The organism is Streptomyces sp. NPDC005303 (assembly GCF_040607335.1).
Classification (GTDB): Bacteria; Actinomycetota; Actinomycetes; order Streptomycetales; family Streptomycetaceae; genus Streptomyces.
Genome location: NZ_JBEXGM010000034.1, coordinates 1 through 18,487, shown reverse-complemented (window position 1 = coordinate 18,487; position 18,487 = coordinate 1). Strand labels below are relative to the sequence as shown.

At 70.5% G+C, this 18,487-nt stretch carries 15 protein-coding genes and 1 rRNA gene; 12 read left to right on the top strand and 4 right to left on the bottom strand.

Annotation, left to right across the window (positions count from 1 at the left end; genetic code table 11):
* Positions 1-9: 9 nt before the first annotated feature.
* Complete coding sequence (radA, locus tag ABZT93_RS33245; RefSeq protein ID WP_356111685.1) at positions 10-1,419, bottom strand: DNA repair protein RadA; 1,410 nt, start codon at positions 1,417-1,419, stop codon at positions 10-12.
* A gap of 230 nt (positions 1,420-1,649) precedes the next feature.
* On the opposite strand from radA, the gene ABZT93_RS33240 reads away from it, so the two are divergent.
* Complete coding sequence (locus ABZT93_RS33240; protein WP_356111683.1) at positions 1,650-3,326, top strand: hypothetical protein; 1,677 nt, start codon at positions 1,650-1,652, stop codon at positions 3,324-3,326.
* A 164-nt stretch (positions 3,327-3,490) separates the two neighbouring features.
* Here the strand turns inward: ABZT93_RS33240 and ABZT93_RS33235 are convergent, their stop codons facing one another.
* Positions 3,491-4,357 carry a hypothetical protein gene (locus ABZT93_RS33235; RefSeq protein ID WP_356111681.1) on the bottom strand — a complete coding sequence of 289 codons (867 nt, stop codon included), beginning with the start codon at positions 4,355-4,357 and terminating at the stop codon, positions 3,491-3,493.
* 71 nt (positions 4,358-4,428) lie between these two features.
* On the opposite strand from ABZT93_RS33235, the gene ABZT93_RS33230 reads away from it, so the two are divergent.
* The 4 genes from ABZT93_RS33230 (at position 4,429) to ilvD (ending at position 9,183) form a co-directional block, all read left to right on the top strand.
* Positions 4,429-5,370, top strand: coding sequence for a Ppx/GppA phosphatase family protein (locus ABZT93_RS33230; protein WP_356111679.1), 942 nt, complete (start codon positions 4,429-4,431; stop codon positions 5,368-5,370).
* Positions 5,371-5,485: 115 nt separating this feature from the next.
* The gene (locus ABZT93_RS33225) at positions 5,486-6,310 is read left to right on the top strand and encodes a sugar phosphate isomerase/epimerase (RefSeq protein ID WP_356111677.1); all 825 of its coding nucleotides are present in this window, start codon (positions 5,486-5,488) and stop codon (positions 6,308-6,310) included.
* A 271-nt stretch (positions 6,311-6,581) separates the two neighbouring features.
* Positions 6,582-7,193 carry a TetR family transcriptional regulator gene (locus tag ABZT93_RS33220; RefSeq protein WP_356111817.1) on the top strand — a complete coding sequence of 204 codons (612 nt, stop codon included), beginning with the start codon at positions 6,582-6,584 and terminating at the stop codon, positions 7,191-7,193.
* Between the two features lie 136 nt (positions 7,194-7,329).
* Positions 7,330-9,183, top strand: a complete 1,854-nt coding sequence (gene ilvD / locus ABZT93_RS33215; RefSeq protein WP_356111675.1) for a dihydroxy-acid dehydratase — start codon at positions 7,330-7,332, stop codon at positions 9,181-9,183.
* A 51-nt stretch (positions 9,184-9,234) separates the two neighbouring features.
* Here ilvD and ABZT93_RS33210 read toward each other — a convergent pair whose 3' ends face one another.
* Positions 9,235-11,325, bottom strand: coding sequence for a serine/threonine-protein kinase (locus ABZT93_RS33210; RefSeq protein WP_356111672.1), 2,091 nt, complete (start codon positions 11,323-11,325; stop codon positions 9,235-9,237).
* Between the two features lie 182 nt (positions 11,326-11,507).
* Here ABZT93_RS33210 and ABZT93_RS33205 point away from each other — a divergent pair, with 182 nt between their 5' ends.
* The 6 genes from ABZT93_RS33205 (at position 11,508) to proC (ending at position 16,224) form a co-directional block, all read left to right on the top strand.
* Entirely contained in the window at positions 11,508-11,825 is a 318-nt protein-coding gene (locus tag ABZT93_RS33205; protein WP_329266177.1) for an SH3 domain-containing protein, read from the top strand.
* A gap of 185 nt (positions 11,826-12,010) precedes the next feature.
* Entirely contained in the window at positions 12,011-12,523 is a 513-nt protein-coding gene (locus ABZT93_RS33200; RefSeq protein ID WP_356111670.1) for an EamA/RhaT family transporter, read from the top strand.
* A gap of 99 nt (positions 12,524-12,622) precedes the next feature.
* Complete coding sequence (locus ABZT93_RS33195) at positions 12,623-13,402, top strand: class I SAM-dependent methyltransferase (protein WP_356111668.1); 780 nt, start codon at positions 12,623-12,625, stop codon at positions 13,400-13,402.
* A gap of 308 nt (positions 13,403-13,710) precedes the next feature.
* The gene (locus ABZT93_RS33190) at positions 13,711-14,526 is read left to right on the top strand and encodes an ABC transporter ATP-binding protein (RefSeq protein ID WP_356111666.1); all 816 of its coding nucleotides are present in this window, start codon (positions 13,711-13,713) and stop codon (positions 14,524-14,526) included.
* Positions 14,523-15,314 (top strand): ABC transporter permease, encoded by a 792-nt coding sequence (locus ABZT93_RS33185; RefSeq protein ID WP_356111664.1) that lies wholly within the window; start codon positions 14,523-14,525, stop codon positions 15,312-15,314. The genes ABZT93_RS33190 and ABZT93_RS33185 overlap by 4 nt, the downstream gene beginning before the upstream one ends.
* 97 nt (positions 15,315-15,411) lie before the next feature.
* Entirely contained in the window at positions 15,412-16,224 is an 813-nt protein-coding gene (gene proC / locus ABZT93_RS33180; RefSeq protein ID WP_356111662.1) for a pyrroline-5-carboxylate reductase, read from the top strand.
* A 101-nt stretch (positions 16,225-16,325) separates the two neighbouring features.
* Here proC and trpS read toward each other — a convergent pair whose 3' ends face one another.
* Positions 16,326-17,372 (bottom strand): tryptophan--tRNA ligase, encoded by a 1,047-nt coding sequence (gene trpS, locus ABZT93_RS33175; protein ID WP_356111660.1) that lies wholly within the window; start codon positions 17,370-17,372, stop codon positions 16,326-16,328.
* Positions 17,373-18,210: 838 nt separating this feature from the next.
* Here trpS and ABZT93_RS33170 point away from each other — a divergent pair.
* Positions 18,211-18,487 (top strand): 16S ribosomal RNA (locus tag ABZT93_RS33170); the annotation flags it as partial.

The following is an 18,487-nucleotide window of genomic DNA, read 5'->3' as shown; positions in this document are numbered from 1 at the left end:
GGGCAAAGTCTACCGGCGGTCCTCAGCGTCCCGGGGGGCCTCTCGCCGACGAGAGCGCGGAAGGACCCTCAGGGCGTCCCCTATGTCCGCCACTTCCAGGACCTTCATGCCGGCCGGGATCTTGCCGGGATCGCCCGGTACGAGTGCGTGCGTGAAGCCCAGACGGTGTGCTTCGGAGAGCCTGCGCTGGACGCCCGTGACCCGTCTGACCTCGCCCGCGAGGCCCACTTCGCCGATCGCGACGAGGTTCTTGGGCAGCGGGGTGTCGCTGGCCGCCGACGCCAGGGCGAGGGCGATCGCCAGGTCCGCGGCGGGTTCCGAAAGCTTTACCCCGCCGACCGTCGCGGAGTAGATGTCCCGCTTGCCGAGTGCGCTGATCCGGCCGCGCTGCTCCAGGACGGCGAGCATCATCGAGACGCGGGAGGTCTCCAGACCCGAGGTGGTGCGCCTGGGAGAGGGGATCTGCGAGTCGACGGTGAGCGCCTGGACCTCGGCCACCAGGGGACGGCGGCCCTCCAGGGTGACGGTGAGGCAGGTGCCGGGGACCGGTTCGTCACGACGTGTCAGGAAAAGTCCGCTCGGATCCGCCAGGCCCGTGATGCCCTCGTCGTGCAGCTCGAAGCAGCCGACCTCGTCGGTGGCGCCGTAGCGGTTCTTGACGCCCCGTACGAGCCTGAGGCGCGCGTGGCGGTCGCCCTCGAAGCTCAGGACCACGTCCACGAGGTGCTCCAGCAGACGCGGGCCGGCGATCGCACCGTCCTTGGTGACATGGCCCACCAGGAGGGTGGACATCCCGCGCTCCTTGGAGACCCGGATGAGCGCCCCGGCCACCTCGCGCACCTGGGCCATGCCGCCGGGGGCGCCGTCGATCTCCGGGGAGGCCACCGTCTGCACCGAGTCGAGGATCAGCAGCGACGGCTTCACCGCGTCCAGGTGTCCGAGGACCGAGGACAGGTCGGTCTCGGCGGCGAGATACAGGTGGTCGTCGATCGCGCCGATGCGGTCGGCGCGCATCCGGACCTGGCTCGCGGACTCCTCGCCGGTCACATAGAGCGTGCGGTGCTCGTCACTCGCCGACTTGGCCGCCACGTCCAGCAGCAGCGTGGACTTGCCGACGCCGGGCTCGCCCGCGAGGAGCACCACCGCGCCGGGCACGAGGCCGCCGCCGAGCACCCGGTCCAGCTCGGGCACGCCGGTGGAGCGGGCGGTGGCCTGACGGCCGTCGACCTGGCCGATGGGCACGGCGGAGGTGGTCACACGGCCGGGTGCCGTCGTACGCACGGCGGGCGCGCCGTACTCCTCGATCGTCCCCCAGGCCTGGCACTCGGGGCAGCGACCGAGCCACTTGGCCGTCTGCCACCCGCACTCGGTGCAGCGGTAGGACGGACGCTCCTTGGCGGACTTCGTACGGGCAGCCATGCACGAACCGTAACCGCCGACACTGACAATCAGGCCGCCGCCCACCGGACGGGAGGCGCTCCGGCATCCGGCCACTCCCGCGCTCCGGCATGTGAATCAGCCACGTCCCGATGGGAACAAGCCATCGGATCAAGGGTTCCCGTCCCCTATTGAGGGATCGTTTCACCCGTACGGAGTAAAAGTGCTCAAGCCGCAGGAAGGGGTCATGTTTCGCCCCCTACGGTCCACGGATGATGAGCAGCAGTCCGGAGACCTCGACCCGCACCACCGGCGCGCACCGGGCGCAACGGCAGGAGCGCGACCGCGGTGCGGCCCGCACGCCGGCACAGCGGCCGCCCACGCGCTACGAGCCGTACCTGGACGGCCTGTTCACCTACTGCATGTCCGTGCTGTGCGACCACGACGCGGCGACCACCGCCCTCGGTGACGTCCTCGCGCTCGCCGAGCGGCGCGGCGGCCCGGACGCGGCCGGCGACCGCAGGGCCTGGCTGTACGCACTGGCCCGCTGGGCTTGTCTGCGCAAGCTGGCCGAGGCCAAGCAGAAACGTCAGGCCACGCACGCGGCAGGGCGTCACGGAACTCACCAGGAGGCCGCCGAACCCCCGGCCGCCGAGGACGTCCTGGAGTCACGGCGGCGTGAACTCTCCCTGCTGGCCTGGCCGGAGGCGGCCGGTACGACCCCCGAGCAGCGCGAGGCGCTCGAACTCGCCGTGCGCCACCACCTCGCCGCCCACGAGGTCGCCGCCGTCCTCGGCATGGACCTCGCCCGCGCCCGTGAACTGCTCGCCTCCGCCGCCTGCGAGGTCGAGCGCACGCGCGCGGCCCTCGCCGTCGTCGAGACCGGTGACTGTCCGAGCGTGGCGCGGCTCACCGGCGACCACCAGTTCGTGCTCAGCTCCGCCCTGCGCCGCGAACTCGTGCGCCATGTCGACGACTGCCCGCGCTGCCGCCGCAGTGCCGAGCGCGCGGTCCCCGGCCGCTGGCCCGGCACCATGACCACGCCCGCCGAACTGCCCGTGCTCGAAGCACCCCGAGCGGCCCTGCACAGGGTGCTGGCGCACCCGCCACGCGCGCGTGGCGCCGCCGTGCCCCGCTTCGACCGGCGCGGCTTCCCGATGGACCCCAAGGACCGGGCCGCCCGCCGCGACCGCCTTCGCGCGCGTGCCGTCACCACGACCGTGGTCGCCACCGTCGTCGCGGCCCCCGTGCTCGCCCTGTGGGCCGCCTACCGGGGCGGTCCCGGCGAGGGGGCCGACGGCCACTCCGCCAGCGCCAGCGAGGCGCACGGCCCCGACAGCCTGGACGGCGTGGCGGCGAGCGGCGGCTACCAGAACGCCGGCAACGCGAGCACGAGACCCGGGAACCGTTTCGCCAAGGACGGGCGGCCCGATGTCTCCGTGGAGGTCGTCAGCGTCGCCGGTGCCGGCAAGAAGGGCGCCGGACACCTGGAGGTCGACGCCGACAACAACGGCGACACCACGCTGATCACCCTCACCGCGACCGGCGACGCCCCGGTCCGCTGGTCGGCCACCACGGGAGCCTCCTGGCTCTACCTCAGCCGGTCCTCGGGAACCCTGAAGCCCGGCGAGGCGTTGACGATCAAGGTGTACGTCGACCATCTGCGTGAGCCGTCCGGCCCCTGGAGCGCGCGCGTGGCGATCTCACCGGCCGGCGCCGTCGTCACCATCCAGGGCTACGGCACGGCGCCCGCACCGTCCACCCCCGGCGAGCCGACGACACCCCCGCCCAGCCCCAGCCCCACGGCCTCGGCCCCTTCGGATCCCACCCCCAGCGACCCGCCGACCCCGTCTCCCTCCCCCACCCCGCCGGACCCCACCCCGTCCGGCCCGGCGAGCCCGACACCGTCGCCCGTGGACAGCGGCGACCCCAGCCCGTCCGCGTCGTAGCAGATGCGGCGGGGGAGCCGGGGCGGGTGGCGTCGGGGCCGTCGGTGAGGGGGCGGGTGGCGTCGGGGCCGTCGAGGAGGTTGGCAGGTGCCGTCCGGGAGCGTCGTCGGAGTGCCCGCGACAGCAGACGTGCCCAGCGCCCCCCACCCACAGGTTCCCGTCGCTCAGACGGCCGGGTCCGCCGGATGCGGTGCCAGCAGGGGCAGTTGCGAGGCCAGGCGCTGCTCACAGAGCTCGACCAGACGGTCGTAGCCGGCCTTGCCCATCAGTTCGATCAGCTCGGGGCGGTAGGAGACGTAGACCGGGTCGCCGGCGCCGTGTGCCGAGGTCGCCGACGTGCACCACCAGTGCAGGTCGTGGCCGCCCGGACCCCAGCCGCGCCGGTCGTACTCGCCGATCGACACCTGGAGCACGCGGGTGTCGTCGGGCCGGTCGATCCAGTCGTACGTCCGTCGCACCGGCAGCTGCCAGCACACGTCCGGCTTGGTCTCCAGCGGCTCGCGGCCCTCCCGCAGCGCCAGGATGTGCAGCGAGCAGCCCTGGCCGCCCGCGAAGCCGGGCCGGTTCTGGAAGATGCACGAGCCCTGGAACGGCCGGGTCTGCCGGTCGCCGTCCTCGTCCTCGGAGATCCAGCCGTTGCGTGTGCCCTCGTCGTGGTGCTGCCAGATCTCCGGAGTGAGTCGCGCCACGTGCTCGGCGACCCGCTGCTCGTCGTCCTCGTCGGAGAAGTGGGCACCCAGCGTGCAGCACCCGTCGTCCGCCCGGCCCGCCTGGATGCCCTGGCAGCCGCTGCCGAAGATGCAGTTCCAGCGAGAGGTCAGCCAGGTCAGATCGCAGCGGAAGACCTGCTCGTCGTCCGCCGGATCCGGGAACTCCACCCACGCGCGCGCGAAGTCGAGCCCCTTCTCGTCGTCCTTGAGAGCCTTCATGGCCTTCCGCGACTGCTTCGGCGACTTCGGCGGCTTCACCCGCGAAGGACCGTCGGCAGATACGGCCGTTTTGTCGTCCTTCACCTTTTTCGTCTTTGGCACGCGTCCAGGGTAAGTCGCCCGAGGCCCCTCCGGAGACAGTCCGACGCCCGGCTGGCAGTAGCGTGCCCTCCATGAGACTCGGTGTCCTCGACGTGGGATCGAACACGGTGCACCTGCTGGTGGTGGACGCACACCCCGGCGCACGCCCCCTGCCCGCGCACTCGCACAAGGCGGAACTGCGCCTTGCCCAACTCCTCGACCAGGCCGGTGCGATCGGTCCCGAAGGCGTCGAGAAACTGGTCTCGGTCGTCAAGGACGCGCTCCAGGCCGCCGAGGACAAGGGTGTCGAGGACCTGCTCCCGTTCGCCACCTCCGCCGTCCGCGAGGCCAGCAACGCCGACGACGTCCTCACGCGCGTGCAGGCCGAGACCGGTGTCGAGCTCCAGGTCCTCACCGGCGCCGAGGAGGCCCGCCTCACCTTCCTCGCGGCCCGCCGCTGGTTCGGCTGGTCGGCGGGCAAGCTCCTGGTCCTCGACATCGGCGGCGGCTCCCTGGAGATCGCCTACGGCATCGACGAGGAACCGGACACGGCGGTCTCCCTGCCGCTCGGCGCGGGCCGTCTCACCGCGGGCTGGCTCCCCGGCGACCCCCCGGACCCGGACCACATACGGGCCCTACGACGGCACGTGCGCGCCCAGATAGCCCGCACGGTCGGCGAGTTCGCCCGCTTCGGCGCCCCCGACCACGTGGTCGCCACTTCCAAGACCTTCAAGCAGCTGGCCCGCCTGGCCGGTGCGGCCCGCTCCGCCGAGGGCCTCTACGTCCAGCGCGAACTGAAGCGCGAGTCCCTGGAGGCTTGGGTCCCGCGACTGGCCGGGATGACGACGGACCAGCGGGCCGAACTCCCGGGCGTCTCGGAGGGCCGGGCCAACCAGCTCCTGGCGGGCGCTCTGGTCGCCGAGGGCGCGATGGACCTGTTCGGCGTGGAGACGGTCGACATCTGCCCATGGGCGCTGAGGGAAGGCGTGATCCTGCGCAGACTTGACCACATGGGTTCGGCGCAGGGCCTTTAGGGGCGCGCGGAACCGGGCGACAAGCCAGGACGCACGCGAACCCGCCCAGTGGCAAGCGCCACAACGGCCAGGAGGCGTTCCGTCCCACCCCGGCGGACGCCGTAGGCTGACGACCGTGGCAGAACCAGTCGTACGGATCCCGGATGCGAAGGTCGCCCTCTCGACGGCCTCCGTCTACCCGGAGTCGACGGCGACGGCCTTCGAGATCGCCGCACGTCTCGGGTACGACGGCGTCGAGGTCATGGTGTGGACCGACCCGGTCAGCCAGGACATCGAGGCCCTGCGCCGGCTCTCCGACTACCACGGGATCCCCATACTCGCCGTGCACGCCCCCTGCCTGCTCATCACGCAGCGGGTGTGGTCCACGGACCCCTGGGTCAAGCTCCAGCGTGCCCGGGCGGCCGCCGAGAAGCTGGGCGCGAGCACCGTCGTCGTCCACCCGCCCTTTCGCTGGCAGCGCCAGTACGCCCGCGACTTCGTCAGCGGGATCTGGCGGATGGCGAACGAGACGGACGTACGGTTCGCTGTCGAGAACATGTACCCCTGGCGCTACCGCGACCGCGAGATGCTCGCCTACGCCCCCGACTGGGACGTCACCAAGGACGACTACCGGCACTTCACGATCGACCTCAGCCATGCGGCGACCTCCCGGACCGACGCGATGGAGATGGTCGACCGGATGGGAGACCGCCTCGGCCACGTCCACCTCGCCGACGGCAAGGGTTCCGCGAAGGACGAGCACCTCGTGCCCGGCCGTGGCGGCCAGCCCTGCGCCGAGCTCCTGGAGCGCCTCGCGCTGAGCGGCTTCGACGGCCATGTCGTCATCGAGGTCAACACCCGCCGCGCGATGTCCGGCGCCGAACGTGAGGCCGACCTCGCCGAGGCCCTGGCCTTCACCCGCCTCCATCTGGCCTCGCCGGTGCGGGTGCGGCGGCGATGAGCCGGCGGGCAGGTGTGCGGGTGTCCTCGGCGGTGGGGCCGAGGGGGCGTGCCGGCGTCCCTGGCGGTGAGGAGCCGGGGCGGCGTACAGGTGCGTCCGGCAGTAGGGGCCGAGGTGGCGCGCAGATGCGTCCGTCGTTGGGGAGCGGAGCGGGCGTGCGGGTGCCTTCGGCGGTGAGGAGCCGAGCAGGCGTGCAGGTGCCCCCAGCGACAACGAACCGCGCGGACGTGAAGGCGCCCCGGTCGTGAGCCACAGCGATCCCGCCCCGGCTGTGAGCGGCGTCACCGCCCGGAAGCGTGGCCGTCCCCGTCGTACGGAATCGGACGCGGCCGGTACCCGCGGCCGGATCCTCGTCGCGGCCCGCGAGGAGTTCGCCGAGCGGGGCTACGAGAAGACGTCCGTGCGCGGGATCGCCAAGGCCGCCGGGGTCGACTCGGCCCTGGTCCACCACTACTTCGGCACCAAGGAACAGGTCTTCGAGGCGGCCGTGGAGATCGCCGCCGCGCCCGCGCTGAGCGCGCCGGCCGCCCTCGCCGAGGGCCCTGTCGAGGACATCGGAGAGCGCCTCACCCGCTTCATCTTCGGTGTCTGGGAGAACCCGGCGACGCGCATGCCGCTCCTGGCGATCGTCCGCTCCGCCGTGAACAACGAGACCGCGGCCACCGTCTTCCGCCGGCTCGTCGCCGCCCAGCTGCTGCGCCGCATCGCCGACCAGCTGGACCTGCCCGACGCCGAGCTGCGAGCCGAACTGGCGGCCGCGCAGCTCGTGGGGACGGCCATGCTGCGGTACGTGATCAAGGTGGAGCCGCTGGCGTCGACGGACATCGAGCAGATCATCGCGCGGGTGGCCCCGGTGGTGCAGAGCCATCTGACCGGACCCTGACTCCGAGACGGGCGTCCCGCATTCCGGACACCTTGTCCCGACCCCTGGATGACCGGCGTACGCTCGTTAGCAGTCAGAAGTCTCATACGACCGTCTCTGAAGTCTCTGACGACCGTCTCTGAAGGAGCGAGCGACGATGCCCGAGCTGAGGTCCCGCACAGTCACCCACGGCCGCAACATGGCGGGCGCACGCGCCCTTATGCGCGCCTCCGGTGTACCCGGTGCGGACATCGGCCGCAAGCCGATCATCGCGGTCGCCAACTCCTTCACGGAGTTCGTGCCGGGCCACACCCACCTGCAGCCGGTCGGCCGGATCGTCTCCGAGGCGATCGTCGCTGCCGGTGGCATCCCGCGCGAGTTCAACACCATCGCCGTCGACGACGGCATCGCGATGGGCCACGGGGGAATGCTCTACAGCCTGCCCTCCCGCGACCTGATCGCGGACTCGGTCGAGTACATGGTCGAGGCCCACTGCGCGGACGCCCTGATCTGCATCTCCAACTGCGACAAGATCACCCCGGGCATGCTGAACGCCGCGCTGCGGCTCAACATCCCCACGGTCTTCGTCTCCGGCGGCCCGATGGAGTCCGGCCGCGCGACCCTCGTGGACGGCACGGTCCGCACGCTCGACCTGGTCGACGCCATGTCCGACGCGGTGAACGAGAAGATCTCCGACGAGGACATGCTCCGCATCGAGGAGAACGCCTGCCCGACCTGCGGCAGCTGTTCCGGCATGTTCACCGCCAACTCGATGAACTGCCTGACGGAGGCCATCGGCCTGTCCCTCCCCGGCAACGGCTCGGTCCTGGCCACGCACACGGCCCGCAAGCAGCTGTACGTCGACGCGGCCGACACCGTCATGGACATCACCCGCCGCTACTACGAGCAGGACGACGAGACGGTCCTGCCGCGCAACGTCGCCACCTTCGCGGCCTTCGAGAACGCCATGGCCCTCGACATCGCCATGGGCGGCTCGACCAACACGATCCTGCACCTGCTCGCGGCGGCCCAGGAGGCGGGCGTCCCCTTCGGCCTGGGTGAGATCGACGCGGTCTCCCGCCGCGTCCCCTGCCTCGCGAAGGTCGCCCCGAACGTCGCGAAGGACCGCACGTACTACATGGAGGACGTGCACCGTGCGGGCGGCATCCCCGCCCTCCTCGGCGAACTGCACCGCGCGGGCCTGCTCAACGAGGACGTGCACTCGGTCCACAGCCCGTCCCTGTCGGACTGGCTCAAGACCTGGGACGTCCGCGGCGGCTCGCCGTCCCCCAAGGCCCTGGAACTGTGGCACGCGGCCCCCGGCTGCGTCCGCTCCGCCGAGGCCTTCTCCCAGTCGGAGCGCTGGGCGTCCCTGGACGAGGACGCCGCCGGCGGCTGCATCCGCAGCGTCGAGCACGCTTACTCCAAGGACGGCGGCCTGGCCGTCCTCAAGGGCAACCTCGCGGTCGACGGCTGTGTCGTGAAGACGGCCGGCGTCGACGAGTCGATCTGGACCTTCGAGGGCCCGGCCGTCGTCTGCGAGTCGCAGGAGGAGGCCGTCCAGAAGATCCTCACCCAGCAGGTCAAGGAGGGCGACGTCGTCGTCATCCGCTACGAGGGCCCCAAGGGCGGCCCCGGCATGCAGGAGATGCTCTACCCGACCTCGTACCTGAAGGGCCGCGGCCTCGGCAAGGCCTGCGCCCTGATCACCGACGGCCGCTTCTCCGGCGGCACCTCGGGCCTGTCCATCGGCCACGCCTCCCCGGAGGCCGCGGCCGGCGGCACCATCGCCCTCGTCGAGGACGGCGACCGCATCCGCATCGACATCCCCGGCCGGTCGATCGAGCTCCTGGTCGACGACGCCGAGCTCGCCCGCCGCGAGGCGGCCCTGGACGGCGTGTACGCCCCGAAGAACCGCGAGCGCAAGGTCTCGGCCGCACTGCGGGCCTACGCGGCGATGGCCACCAGCGCCGACAAGGGCGCGGTGCGGGACGTGTCGAAGCTGGGCTGAGCACCCGACGCGGGGCCGCCTCCTCGGGGGCGGCCCTTCGCGTTGCCCGGATCACCAGGCCGACGGCTCGCGGGCGTCCACGGCGAACACGGTGCCGTCGGGGGCGGTGGCGTAGACCCGGCCGCCGGCGACGGTGGGCGATGGCAGTGTGCCGACGACGGAGCCCGAGTTCGAGCCGAGGCGCGCCGGGGTCTGCCCGACGAGCCGGCCCTTGCCGGCGTCGACGGCGAGCAGCCGTCCGTCTGCGGTGGTGAAGTACACATGGCGGTCGTCGGCCACCGGTACGGAACCCCGGCTCACCGATGTCTCGAGATTCCAGAGCCGCTTGCCCGACGCCGTGTCCACGGCGTCCAGGGAACCGCTCATCGCCAGCACGTAGACCATGTTCCCGCGCACTGTGGCCTGGGCATCGGGACGCGCCACCGGGAGCTTCACCCGGCGCGACGACTCAGTGGCCGGTGTGTAGCGGACGACGGCCTCCGTGTCGCCGTACAGGTTGTTCGTCGAGAGGAAGAAGACGGACCCTCCGTGCGCGCCCACTGGAATGAGGTTGCCGCTCAGCCGGGCGTCCCAGCGCACAACCCCGGTAGTGGGGTCCACCGCGGTGACCCGGGTGCTCGACGCGTCGAGGGAGAGGTTCGTCGTGTACACCAGAGGGTCCCCGTCGAACGAGACGAAGGTCGGCGTGGGCTGTCCCGGTATCCGCAGGTTCCACTTGGTGGCACCCGTCGCGGCGTCCACACCGGTGACCGTCCCGTCGAGGAGGGTCAGCAGGAGCATCCCCCCTGCGACCTGCAAGCCGTGGTGTTCGGGCAGAGTGCGCCCCCAACGCGCCTTGCCCGAGGCGGGGTCGAGCGCTTCGAGGCGTCGACCTTCCTCCACCATCGGCTGTACGAGACCACTCTCGACGGCCGGTGGCTTGCTGAGCCTCGACTCGGCGACGGAGTGTCGCCACCGCAAGGCACCGTCGGCCGGGTCCAGAGCGAAGACCGTGCCGGACTGTGCGCAGATCAACTGGCCTGCCCCGTAGGAGCATTGCGCCGGACCCGTGGCCTTGGGCACCGGGTTCGCCGTCCAGCCGGCGAACCCGGCGGCCGCGGTGGGCTTGTCACCGCTCTTCGCGGTCGCGTCCTCACTGCTGCTCAACCACTGGACCGAGGCAAGGGCACCGACCAGGATCAGCACGACCGCGACGGCCACGAAGAGCGTCCTTCGGGAGGGACGCCGCCCGGGCCGTGACGCCTGCTCCTTCGGCTCGGGCCCCGGCACGTCACCCGTGCGCTGCGCCGGTATGAACGTCTGTGTGTCGTACGAGGCCGCGACGGACCGCAACTCCCGCATCAGCTCGTCCGGAGTGGGCCGGTCCTCGGGCTCCTTGGCGAGACACCGCACGATGAGCGGCGCGAGATTCGTCGGTACGCCGGTCAGATCCGGCTCGTCGTGCACGACCTGGTAGGCGACGACATACGGACTGTCGGAGTCGAACGGCCCGCGCCCCGTGGCCGCGTGCACCATCACGGAGCCGAGGGCGAAGATGTCGGCGGCGGGCCCCACCTCACGCGGCCGCCGGAACTGCTCGGGCGCCATGAACGGCGGGGTCCCGATCAACTTCCCCGTCTCGGTACGAAGTTCGCTGTCCTTTGGCCGAGAAATGCCGAAGTCGATGACCTTGGGACCGTCGTCGGCGAGCAGCACGTTGCTCGGCTTGAGGTCCCGGTGCACGACCCCGACCCGATGGATGTCACGCAGCGCCTCCGCCAGACCCGCCATCAGGCGCCGCAACTGGTCGGGCGCCATCGGGCCGTTCCGTTTCACCTCGTCGGAGAGTGTGGGCCCGGGGATGAACAACGTGGCCATCCAGGGCCGCTCGGCATCGGGATCGGCATCGACGACGGACGCGGTGAACGCCCCGCTGACCTTCCGCGCCGCGGCCACCTCCTGCCGGAAACGTCCCCTGAACTCGGGATCCTTGGCGAACTCGGTGTGTACGACCTTCACCGCGAGCTTCATCCCAGAGGTGCTGCGCGCGACGTGCACCACGCCCATCCCGCCGGACCCGAGGCATGACTCCAGCCGGTAGTGACCGGCGTACTCGGGAAGTTCCGCTTCCGCGCCCGCTCCGGTGTTGCCCTGTGGCGCCATGGAACCACCCCCGTGCTGATCGTCCGCGCGCGCGACACACGGAGCCTATTCGATGACTCGTACGGGACAGAGGCGGCTTGCTAGTGTCCGCGTGCGAGTTACGCACATGTGTTTCATGGCGTGATTTAGGGGAATCAACGGGACCCCATGGCAGTCATGGGGACCAACGGGGGAGGACTTGCATGTCTGTTGACCGTGTGGAAGAGACCGGGGGCGCCGAGGCGACCGAGGCCCTGTCGGCGGTGGCATCGATCCGGTACTACTCAGTCGCGCCCGGAGTCCGGCTCAACGTCCGCAACGGCCCGGGCACGAGCTACAGCGTCGTGCGGGTGCTGCCCGAAGGCGCCAAGGTACCGATCTACTGCCAGACGCCGGGCACGTCGGTGAGCGGCCCCTACGGCACCAGCAACATCTGGGACAACATCAGCAACGGCCAGTACGTCTCCGACGCCTACATACTCACCGGCAGCGACGGCTACGTCGCCGACCGCTGCTCCTGAACCTCCTCGGGGGAAACCGCATGACATCCCGGAAACGCTGATCCGTCATGCAACCTGGGACAACATCGCCAACGGCGAGTTCGTCTCGGCCACCTACGTCCATACCAGTAGCGACGGCTACGTGGCGTCACGCTGCGGCTGATCCCGAAGGGAGCCCGCCCCCGTCCCAGAGCCATAATCGTCCCGTGAGCGACGATTCCGGCACCCAGGACATCCCCGCGGGCTCCCCAGAGGGCGGCGGCCCCCGCCCCGACCCGATCCGTTTCTTCGGCACGACCTGGGTGAACCACGACAACGGCTACGCCCTCCGCCGCGTCGGCGCGGCCACCGGCTCCCTCGCCGCCACCGTCGCCTCCTGCGTGATCCTCCGCTTCGCCTACGAGGGTCTCCAGATCGCCGACACCGGCAGCTTCGTGACCGTCCTCGTCATCGCGATGTTCGCCATCTGCAGCGCGCTGGCCTTCCGCAACACCTGGGACGGCTTCGGCAAGCACCCCGACCCCGACCGCCAGGCATCCCTCCGCGGCCTCCTGGCCATCGGGTTCGTGGGCTCGCTGCTCGCCTATTTCTTCCGCACCTTCATCGAGGCGCCGGGAGAGGGGCTCCGGCGCAAGGAGTACGAGACGGCGCTGAAACTGCACGAGAAGCGAGGCGCTCGGCGCACGGGCGACCCCTCCAAGAAGAAACGCCGCCGCTGAGCGCGCCGGAAACCACCGACGACGCACCGCCCGCCCACCCCTCCGCTTCTCACCGAAAACTCATCGCTCCCCCTTACCCCTCCCCGTCACCATGGCCCTATGACGGCCTCCTTCCACACCAGCCGAGCCCAGTCCTTCAACGCCGCCGCAGCTCAATACGCCGCGAACCGCCCCTCCTACCCGCCCGCCCTCTTCGACGCGATCGAGGAACTCGCCGACCGCACCCTCACCGGCGCCCGGGTCGCCGACATCGGGGCCGGTACCGGGATAGCGACCGCGCTGCTGCACGCCCGCGGTGCCGAGGTCGTCGCGGTCGAACCCGGGAACGGCATGGCCGAGCAGTTCCGCCGCACCCACCCCCACATCCCGATCATCAGGGGCGACGGCAACGACCTCCCCCTCCTCACGGACTCCGCCGACCTCCTCACCTACGCCCAGTCCTGGCACTGGACCGACCCGGCCCGCGCGGTCCCGGAAGCCTGCCGCGTACTGCGGCCGGGCGGTGCGCTGGCCCTGTGGTGGAACACCTACGCCCTCGACGTCCCCTGGATCGCCGGCCAGGTCGACCGGGTCACCGAACACTTCAAGGACTACGGCGCCCACCCGGCCGTCGAGGTCAACGGCAATGGAGCCCGGTCCGCCCTGGCCGACCCCAGCGGCCGCCTGGAGTTCACCCACCGAGTGGTCCGCTGGAGCCGCCACGTGCCCGTCGACACCCACCTCGCCAACATCGGCAGCCACTCGCTGTTCCTGGTCGCGGGTGAGGATCACGCCGAGGTCTTCCTCACCGAGGAGCGGCGGATCCTGCTGGAGCTCTTCCCCGGCGGAACCGTCGAGGAGACCTACGACGTCGAGCTGCTGGTCGCCGTCAACGCCTGACCCCGCGGCGGCCCACCCTCGGCAACCACAGGGTGGGCCGCAGTGACGTGGCACACCCCAACACCCGTACGACCATCCCCGCCGGGCCGTCACCCCGAACACGACCACCTCGGCAGCGCCCCGAGCAGCCCGCGCCGGGTCTCCCGCGCCCCCCCGCCCCCCGAGTCCCGCGCCCCCGCGCCCTCAGCTCCCCGCCGCAGTCCGTGCGCCGCCCCACGCGCAGCCGGGCCCCATCCCACCGCCGCGCGCCTACGCCACCGAACGCGACCCGCTTGACGCGTCGGAGTGGCGGGAGGATTATTCATCGCATGATGAATAAAGAGCCAGGGCCACCCGCCGACAGCACGGACACCGAGCGCGCCACCGCCGCCGTCCACGCCGACGGACTCACCGTCGTCCGAGGCCCCCGCACCGTCCTGCGCGGCCTCGCCTTCGATGTCCCCCGCGGCCAGATCACCGGCCTCCTCGGTCCCTCGGGCTGCGGCAAGTCCACCCTGATGCGCTCGATCGTCGGCACCCAGGCCAAGGTCACCGGCACCCTCGACGTCCTCGGCCGGCCCGCGGGCCACCCCACCCTGCGCACCCGCATCGGCTACGTCACCCAGGCCCCCTCCGTCTACGACGACCTGACCGTCCGCCAGAACCTCGACTACTTCGCCGCGATCCTCGCCCCCGGCCGCGCCGCCGCCGACCGCCGCCAGTCCGACGTCACCCGAGCCATCGACGACGTCGACCTCGCCACCCACGCCGACTCCCTCGCGGGCAACCTCTCCGGCGGCCAGCGCAGCCGCGTCTCCCTCGCCGTCGCCCTCCTCGGCGCCCCCGAACTCCTCGTCCTCGACGAACCCACCGTCGGTCTCGACCCCGTCCTGCGCCGCGACCTCTGGAACCTGTTCCACGACATCACCGCCCGCCGCGGCGCCACCCTCCTCATCTCCTCCCACGTCATGGACGAGGCCGAACGCTGCCACCGCCTCCTCCTGATGCGCGACGGCGAGATCCTCGCCGACGACACCCCCGAGGCCCTGCGCACCCGCACCCACACCGACACGGTCGAGGAGGCCTTCCTCCACCTCGTCGACCAGGCCGTCGAGGCAAGCCGCACCAAGGAGCCCACACGATGACCACGACCACCACGCCCGAGCTCAGCCTGGCACCGGCCCCCACCAGCGCTCTCAGCCTCTCCCGCACCACAGCCACCGCGGCCCGGGTCCTGCGCCAGCTCCGCCACGACCCGCGCACCATCGCGATGATGATCCTGATCCCCTGCCTGATGCTGCTCCTGCTGCGCTATGTCTTCGACGGCAGCCCGCGCACCTTCGACAACATCGGCGCCTCCCTCCTCGGGATCTTCCCGCTGATCACGATGTTCCTGGTCACGTCCATCGCCACCCTGCGCGAACGCACCTCCGGCACCCTCGAACGCCTCCTCGCCATGCCCCTCGGCAAAGGCGACCTCATCGCCGGCTACGCCCTCGCCTTCGGCACCCTCGCGATCATCCAGTCCGCCCTCGCCACCGGCCTCGCCGTCTGGTTCCTAGGCCTCGACGTCATCGGCAGCCCCTGGCTCCTGCTGCTGGTCGCCCTGCTCGACGCCCTGCTCGGCACCGCCCTCGGCCTGTTTGTCTCGGCATTCGCCGCCTCCGAATTCCAGGCCGTCCAGTTCATGCCGGCCGTGATCTTCCCCCAACTCCTCCTCTGCGGCCTCTTCACCCCCCGTGACAACATGCACCCCGTCCTGAAGACCATCTCCGACTTCCTGCCCATGTCCTACGCCGTGGACGGCATGAACGAGGTCCTCAGGCACACGGACATGACAGCGACCTTCGTCCGCGACGCGCTGATCGTTGCGGGCTGCGCACTGCTGGTCCTGGGACTGGGCGCGGCGACCCTGAGGCGCAGGACCGAATAGGACCGCGCAGGACCGCCCCAAGCGCCGCCACCCACTCCAGGTCCCGCCCACCGGACACCCACCCCGCCCGCCCCGACCCGGTGCCAGACTGAATCGCATGAGTCAGAAAGTCGCAGTCCTCGGCACCGGCAAGATCGGCGAAGCCCTGCTCAGCGGAATGATCCGCGCCGGCTGGGCCCCGGCCGACCTCCTCGTCACCGCCCGCCGCCCCGAGCGAGCCGAAGAACTCCGCACCCGCTACGGAGTCAGCCCGGTCACGAACCCGGAAGCCGCCAAGACCGCCGACACCCTGATCCTCACGGTCAAGCCACAGGACATGGGCACCCTCCTCGACGAACTCGCCCCGCACGTCCCGGCCGACCGCCTGGTCATCAGCGGCGCCGCCGGCATCCCCACCTCCTTTTTCGAGGAGCGCCTCGCCACCGGCACTCCGGTCGTCCGTGTCATGACCAACACGCCCGCCCTCGTCGACGAGGCCATGTCCGTCATCTCCGCCGGCACCCACGCCACCGCCGACCACCTCGCCCACACCGAGGAGATCTTCGGCGCAGTCGGCAAGACGCTCCGCGTCCCCGAGTCCCAGCAGGACGCCTGCACCGCCCTCTCCGGCTCCGGACCGGCGTACTTCTTCTACCTGGTCGAAGCCATGACGGACGCGGGCATCCTGCTCGGCCTGCCCCGCGACAAGGCCCACGACCTGATCGTCCAGTCCGCTATCGGCGCCGCCACGATGCTCCGCGACAGCGGTGAACACCCGGTGAAGCTCCGCGAGAACGTCACGTCCCCTGCGGGCACCACCATCAACGCCATCCGCGAACTCGAGAACCACGGCGTACGGGCCGCCCTCATCGCCGCTCTCGAAGCCGCCCGCGACCGCAGCCGCGCGCTGGCCTCCGGCAAGAAGGACTGACGCCCGCAGGGCGCGGTCACCCGGCCGCGCCGAGCCGGCGGCGTGGCGGCGATGTGCCTGGCACTGCGCATCGCGCCTCGCCACCAGCCGTCAGACCAGACCTACGTGGCGGCGTCCATCACGACCCCGCTGTCGATCGCGCCGGTATCGACCGAGGCCGGAAGCAGCCCGATCGCGCGATAGGCGGCATCCACGGTCGGCCGCGCCATAGCCCGTGCCCTCTCCGCGCCATCCCGCAGCACCCCCTCCACATAGCCAGGATCCGCGCACAACTCCTTGTGCCTGTCCTGCACGGGCCTCAAGACCTCGACCACGGCCTCGGCGGTGTCCTTCTTCAAGGCGCCGTACGACTCATATACACCGCTCAGCTCCGATGGGTTCCCACCCGTGCAGGACGCGAGGATCTCCAGCAGATTCGCCGGCCCCGGACGGGCCTCCCGGTCGTACACGACGTCCCGCCCGCTGTCGGTCACGGCCCGCATCACCTTCTTCCGCACGACGTCCGGCTCGTCGAGCAGATAGACGATCCCCGGCCCGGAGTCGTCCGACTTCCCCATCTTCGACGTCGGCTCCTGGAGGTTCATGACCCGCGCACCCACCGTCGGCACGGTGGCCCGGGGCACCACGAACGTGTAGCCGTACCGCTGGTTGAACCGCACCGCCAGATCCCGCGTCAGCTCCACATGCTGAGCCTGGTCGTCCCCGACCGGCACCTCGTCGGCCCCGTACGCCAGGATGTCCGCGGCCATCAGCACCGGATACGTGAGCAGGGACAGCCGCACACTCCCGCCCCGCGTCCGCTCCCGAGCGGCCTTCTCCCGGTACTGGATCATGCGCCGCATCTCGCCGTCCGTGGCCACGCACTCCAGCACGTACGACAGCCGCGCGTGCTCGTCGACATGACTCTGTACGAACACGGTGCACAACTCGGGATCCAGCCCCGACGCGAGCAACAGCGTCGCCGCCTGCCGGCTCAGCCGACGCACCCGCGCCGGATCATGGTCGACGGTGAGGGCGTGCAGGTCGACGATGCAGAACAGCGACTCCGCCCGGCACTGGTCGACCGTGGCCCACTGCCGCATGGCTCCCAGGTAGTTACCCAGCGTCAGATGCCCCGTCGGCTTGATCCCGCTGAAGACCCGCGTCATCTCTCCACCTCCTGGTCGAGACCGCCGTCCCCGGCCGGCCGACCCTCAGGAGTCCTGGAGGGAGATACGCGAACGGCCGCCGAGGCGGCGGCCGTTGAGTGCATACGTACTTACGGCCGCCTTCAGGCGGCCCACCACTGCTGGGTGCACGTACGCGTTGTCATGCAGGCCAGCCTACGCCGCCGAGTGCCCGTCCGGAGCTGAGTTGACACCCCCCGGCCCGGTACGTAGTGTTCTCCGAGTTGTCCGACGTGAGCGCCGACCCCGGTCGGTCCCCGGACAGCCATTCCGCAGGTACCAGCCAACAAACGACGACAGTCGCTCTGTCTGCCGTCGCCGCATTGGCGTGCGTATTCGCGAAATGAGGAATCCACGTTCGAAAGGACGGTGGCCCCCGATTAGCTCGGGAGCCGGGAATCCGCTAAAGTCTCACTCGTCGGAACGGCCCAACGGCCGGGAAGACAAGCCCCGCTGACTGGGAATCAGGCCCGAAAGGATCTGGTAGAGTCGGAACCGCCGGAAAGGGAAACGCGAGAGCGGGAACCTGGAAAGCACCGAGGAAATCGGAACCGGAAACGGTCTGATAGAGTCGGAAACGCAAGACCGAAGGGAAAAGCCCGGAGGAAAGCCCGAGAGGGTGAGTACAAAGGAAGCGTCCGTTCCTTGAGAACTCAACAGCGTGCCAAAAATCAACGCCAGATATGTTGATACCCCGTCCATCGGACTTGTTCCGGTGGCGAGGTTCCTTTGAAAAAACACAGCGAGGACGCTGTGAACGACCGCCTTATTCCGGTGGTCGTTCCGCTCTCGTGTGTGTGCACCCGATTACGGGTAAACATTCACGGAGAGTTTGATCCTGGCTCAGGACGAACGCTGGCGGCGTGCTTAACACATGCAAGTCGAACGATGAACCACTTCGGTGGGGATTAGTGGCGAACGGGTGAGTAACACGTGGGCAATCTGCCCTTCACTCTGGGACAAGCCCTGGAAACGGGGTCTAATACCGGATACCACTCTCGCGGGCATCTGCGAGGGTTGAAAGCTCCGGCGGTGAAGGATGAGCCCGCGGCCTATCAGCTTGTTGGTGAGGTAATGGCTCACCAAGGCGACGACGG